Annotated in this window: 8 protein-coding genes; 5 read left to right on the top strand and 3 right to left on the bottom strand. The window is 62.2% G+C overall.

The annotated features are described in order from the left end of the window. Positions 1-157: 157 nt before the first annotated feature. Positions 158-931: a TfpX/TfpZ family type IV pilin accessory protein gene (gene tfpZ / locus RMO23_RS18155; RefSeq protein ID WP_309684252.1), complete on the top strand. Its 774-nt coding sequence runs from the start codon at positions 158-160 to the stop codon at positions 929-931. Here tfpZ and RMO23_RS18150 read toward each other — a convergent pair. Beyond that, positions 928-1284: a hypothetical protein gene (locus RMO23_RS18150; protein WP_309684251.1), complete on the bottom strand. Its 357-nt coding sequence runs from the start codon at positions 1282-1284 to the stop codon at positions 928-930. The two genes, tfpZ and RMO23_RS18150, sit on opposite strands and share 4 nt — an antisense overlap. A gap of 141 nt (positions 1285-1425) precedes the next feature. Further along, the gene (locus RMO23_RS18145) at positions 1426-1575 is read right to left on the bottom strand and encodes a hypothetical protein (protein WP_309684250.1); all 150 of its coding nucleotides are present in this window, start codon (positions 1573-1575) and stop codon (positions 1426-1428) included. 43 nt (positions 1576-1618) lie between these two features. Between RMO23_RS18145 and RMO23_RS18140 the strand changes: the two genes are divergently transcribed. From RMO23_RS18140 to RMO23_RS18130, 3 genes are all read left to right on the top strand, one after another. Then, positions 1619-1861 carry an AbrB/MazE/SpoVT family DNA-binding domain-containing protein gene (locus tag RMO23_RS18140; RefSeq protein WP_309684249.1) on the top strand — a complete coding sequence of 81 codons (243 nt, stop codon included), beginning with the start codon at positions 1619-1621 and terminating at the stop codon, positions 1859-1861. Next, complete coding sequence (gene mazF / locus RMO23_RS18135; RefSeq protein WP_309684248.1) at positions 1861-2202, top strand: endoribonuclease MazF; 342 nt, start codon at positions 1861-1863, stop codon at positions 2200-2202. Before RMO23_RS18140 ends, mazF begins: the two co-directional genes overlap by 1 nt. A gap of 139 nt (positions 2203-2341) precedes the next feature. Then, the gene (locus RMO23_RS18130; RefSeq protein ID WP_309684247.1) at positions 2342-3922 is read left to right on the top strand and encodes a Wzy polymerase domain-containing protein; all 1581 of its coding nucleotides are present in this window, start codon (positions 2342-2344) and stop codon (positions 3920-3922) included. 22 nt (positions 3923-3944) lie between these two features. Here the strand turns inward: RMO23_RS18130 and moaC are convergent, their stop codons facing one another. After that, on the bottom strand, positions 3945-4445 hold the full coding sequence (gene moaC / locus RMO23_RS18125) for a cyclic pyranopterin monophosphate synthase MoaC (protein WP_309684246.1): 501 nt from the start codon (positions 4443-4445) through the stop codon (positions 3945-3947). Positions 4446-4512: 67 nt separating this feature from the next. Here moaC and RMO23_RS18120 point away from each other — a divergent pair. After that, positions 4513-4737 (top strand): hypothetical protein (locus RMO23_RS18120; protein ID WP_309684245.1); only part of this gene is annotated, 225 nt, incomplete at its 3' end.

Here is a 4737-nt window from a genome sequence, read left to right as displayed (position 1 = left end):
TCGTCAGCCACCAACGTTGTCGGTCAATCGATGTCAGCAGCTGCGCCTGCAGTCGGCACCCTTCAAGCGCGTTTCGTGCCTGCCAGCTGCCGTTAAGCTTTTCCGAAAGTTATAAGAAGAGCGCTTAGGCGCTCTTTTTTTGTCACCATTTGGACTCATGACTTCTTCATCAAATCGTCTAACTGCTGCGCTCAAGGCTGCAGGATTCCATCTTTGTCTCAGCCTGCTGGTGGCCGCGCTGGCGGCGGCGCTAGTGTTCGGGTTGTGGTATCCCTATCCTTACCGCGAACTGGTGGGAGGGCGGGCACTGTTCATGCTGGTGGTGGGGGTCGATGTGGTGTGCGGGCCGCTGCTCACCGCTGTGCTCTTCAACCCGGCCAAGGCCAGGGCTGAGCTGGCGAGAGACCTGACCTTGGTGGTATTGATCCAATTGGCGGCGCTTGGTTACGGGATGTACTCGGTAGCCCTGGCACGGCCTGTGCATATGGCGTTTGAGGTGGATCGCCTTCGTATCGTCACGGCAGCGGAAGTCCAGCCGGAGGACTTTGCCAAGACCAAATTTCCTTGGAATACCTTGCCCTGGACGGGCCCGAGTCTGATTGGCGTGCGCGACATCATCGACTCAGACGACATGATGAAGAGTCTCGATTTGTCTTTGCAGGGCAACGAGCCATCGCAACGCCCGCATTGGTGGCAAGACTATTCCTTGTCGACTCCCGCGGTACTTAAGCGGGCCAAACCCATCACCGCCTTGCGTAACAAACATCCGCAGGAAGCCTCCCAGATAGACGCGGCCGTGCGCGAAAGTGGCCAGGCGGAAGCCACGCTGTTATGGTTACCGTTGACCAGTTTCAGGACGACTACATGGGTGGCTCTTATAGACGCCAAAACTGCACAGCCGCTGGCCTACGCGCCGCTGGACGGGTTTTAAGAAAATCGGGGCAGATTCGCATGGTTTCTTCCGGGGATTGCACGACTTGGTTGATCAAGATTTGAATAAAAAAATAGATCGATGAATTTGGCTGCCATTGCCACATCACCCCGTATCGTCGTCGTCCTGGGCATCGCCCTCCCTTGGCTCAACCCCTTTGCGTCCGGTCCGTCACCCGCCGTATTGCCCTGGCTGCTTGCCCTCAGCGCGACGGCGATCTTGATGTTGCTGGCGTCGCTGCGCGGCCCCACGCCCGATACCCCCGGAGGGTCTTCTTTTGCCCGGCGCTGGGCCGGTCCCATCGCTTGGGCCTGGGCTTGCTCATCGGCTACCAATGTGGTTGGCACCGCCATCGGTGCACCTGCACCTGTTGCTGGTACTGTGCTGGCCCGCTTTGTGCCTGCTAACTGCCGTTAATTCTTCCCACTGCCACCCAAAAAGAGCGCTTCGGCGCTCTTTTTTCGTCACAATTCGCGACTATAAATATAGTCTCCTCACACCGCATACGCGCCGCGATGCTGCCGTTCAAACGCTGCGTTGAGAAAACGCAAATCCTTTTCGTCGATTTTTCGATTCGGCGAGGCAACCCCGGCGCGGGCAATGTCTTTATCCCATCGGATATCAACGATGTTGACGTCTGGCAAGAGAGCTGGTATCGTATCAACATTGAATCTACATGGGGGTGTCATGCTGGTAACAGTCAAAAAGTGGGGTAACAGTGCCTCCATCCGCATTCCGGCCGGGATCATGGAGGCAGCCCGACTGCATCTGGATGATCGGGTTGATGTTCGTGAAGAGGGCGGCATGATTGTGATTGACCCCGTTCGCACCCATGAATACGACTTGGCCAAACTGCTGGCCGGCATCACACCGGAAAACCTGCATGGTGAGGTCGATTTTGGGGCACCCGTTGGTCAGGAGCTTTTGTAGTGGCGGCTCGCTATGTGCCCGAGGCGGGGGATATAGTCTGGCTGCAATTCGATCCACAGGCAGGCCACGAGCAAGCTGGACACCGTCCGGCGCTTGTCGTCAGCCCGTCGGGGTATAACGCGAAAACAGGTCTGATGGTTTGCTGTCCGATGACAACTCAAATCAAGGGCTATCCGTTCGAAGTGGCCATCGCCGGTGACCGCGCGACGGCCGGAGCGGCACTCGCGGATCAGGTGAAAAATCTGGATTGGGTTGCGCGGAAAGCGCGCTACAAAGGCAAAGCATCAGTTGAAGAGCTGGCGCAAGTCAGAGCAAAAATAGCTGCTTTGCTGGGGAAGTGACGGCGCATGGGCTGTTGATTTTGGGTTTGATCAGTAAAGCTTGTAACCATAGCGGCTCCCCGCGATTTGTCCTCTATCTGCGTTGGCTGGCGTTAATCGGCGTCTGTCTGGCACTCATAAATCGCTAAAAAATAAGACCATGAATTCGGCCGCTGCTGCGACTTTCACTCGTGACGCGCTAGTCGCCCCGGCCTTTGTATTGCTGATCGCCCTCCCCTGGCTCAACCCCTTTGCGTCCGGTCCGTCGCCCGCCGTATTGCCCTGGCTGCTGGCCCTCAGCGCGACGGCGATCTTGATGTTGCTGGCGTCGCTGCGCGGCCCCACGCCCGATATACACGGAGGATCTTCTTTTTCCCGGCGCTGGGCCAGCCCCATCGCCTGGGCCTGGGCGCTGGCGGGGCTGGTCAGCTGCGTCATCGGCCTGCTGCAGTATTTTGGCCATTCGCCCGAGTTGGAGCCCTGGGTCAACCAGACGCCGCTGGGGCTGGCGTTTGCCAATCTGCGGCAGCGCAACCAGTTTGCGACGTTGACCAACCTGGCGTTGGCGGCCCTGCTGTGGCTGGCGGTGTCAGGGCGTGGCGAGGCGGGCGGGCGGCCATGGGGGCTGCTGGGGGCGGCGGGCCTGCTGGCGGTGGGCAATGCGGCGTCTTCTTCGCGCACCGGGCTGCTGGAGCTGGTGCTGCTGTGCGGTCTGGTGCTGCTGTGGGGTGGCTGGCGGGTGGCTGTGTTGCGCCGCGTGCTGTTGACGGCGGGGCTGGCGTATGCGCTGGCGACGCTGGCGCTGCCGTGGCTGATCGGGCTGGACCCGTTCAGCAGCGGCGCCTGGGGCCGGTTGAAGGCCGGTGATGCCGTGTGCGCCAGCCGTTTCACGCTCTGGTCCAACGTGCTGCACCTGATCGCCCAAAAGCCCTGGCTGGGCTGGGGCTGGGGCGAGCTGGACTACGCGCACTACATCACGCTGTATGAGGGGCCGCGCTTTTGCGAGATTCTGGACAACGCGCACAACCTGCCACTGCACCTGGCGGTGGAGCTGGGCGTGCCGGTGGCGCTGGGGCTGTGTGGCGGCCTGGCCTGGTGGCTGTGGCGCCAGCGCCCCTGGGCCGAGGCCGACCCCACGCGCCAGCTGGCCTGGGCCGTGCTGGCGCTGATTGGCTTGCACAGCCTGCTGGAATACCCGTTGTGGTACGGCCCGTTTCAGATGGCGGCGGGGCTTGGCGTGCTGCTGCTGTGGCGGTCCCCTGGCACCGGTCTTTTCGCAAATTGTCAGGCAAATCGGCCTCTAGCCCAGGTAATGCGCGCAGTTATAGCTATTATTTTAATAGCAACATCGGGCTACGCGATGTGGGACTATCACCGCATCAGCCAGATCTACCTGCCCCCGGAGGCGCGCGATGCGGCCTACCGCGACGGCACGCTGGCCAAGATCCGTGCTTCCTGGCTGTTTGCGCGGCAGGTGCGCTTTGCCGAGCTGGGCATCACGCCGCTAACCCCCGCCAATGCGCAGTGGACGTTTGACACCGCCACGGCGCTGCTGCATTACTCGCCCGAGCCGCGCGTGGCTGAAAAACTGATCGAGAGCGCCGTGATGCTGGGCCGCGATGACGAAGCGCTGGCGCAGCTGGCACGCTTTCGGGCGGCCTTTCCGGCCGACTACGCGCGCTGGGCCAGGGCCAATGCCCGGCGGCCCGGGCTGAAAGAGCAGAACGAGATCGCCCACTGAGCGTCGGGCGCTAGCTGCCGGCTCAGGGGTTCACAAAGCTGCCCGATTTGCCGCCGTGCTTTTCCAGCACCCGCACCTCGGTCATGACCATGGCCCGGTCCACCGCCTTGCACATGTCGTAAATCGTCAGCAGGGCCACTTGCACCGCCGTCAGGGCTTCCATCTCCACGCCGGTCGGGCCCACGGTTTCCACCGTGGCGCGGCAGACGATGCTGGCGCTGGCCACATCCGGCTCAAACTCCAGCGCCACCCGCGTCAGCGCCAGCGGGTGGCACAGCGGGATCAGTTCGCTGGTTTTCTTGGCCGCCATGATGCCGGCAATGCGCGCAATGCCCAGCACATCGCCTTTTTTGGCGCTGCCTTGCAGCACAATGGCCAGCGTGGCCGGCAGCATGACGATGCGGCCCTGGGCCCGCGCGACCCGGTGCGTCGCCGCCTTGCCGGCCACGTCCACCATGTGGGCCTGGCCCTGGCCGTCAAAATGCGTGAGGGCGGTTGAATCTGATGCTGAAGAAGAGGCCATGCTGTTACGAAACCTTTACAACCATGCGTCATCATAAGTGCTGCCATCCCACTTGAAGGTCACCGTTTTGTCCCCTTCCGCCCGGTCTGAAAAATTCACTGGCAACGCGCGCTGTCCCCTGGCACGGCTGGCGCTGGCCGCCATGGTGCTGGCCGCCATGGTGCTGGCCGCCATGGTGCTGGCGGTCAGGGCCAGCGTGTCGCAGGCCCAGACCCCTGCGCCGCAGCCCCGCGGCTCCGGCGCGCAGCCGCCTCTGGGCGAGGGCTCCGAGCAGACACCCGGCGCCGAACCC

The organism is Polaromonas sp. (genome assembly GCF_031411155.1).
Lineage (GTDB): Bacteria > Pseudomonadota > Gammaproteobacteria > Burkholderiales > Burkholderiaceae_C > Polaromonas.
Note: the sequence above shows the minus strand (reverse complement) of the source record. Positions and strands in the feature narration are given on the sequence as shown.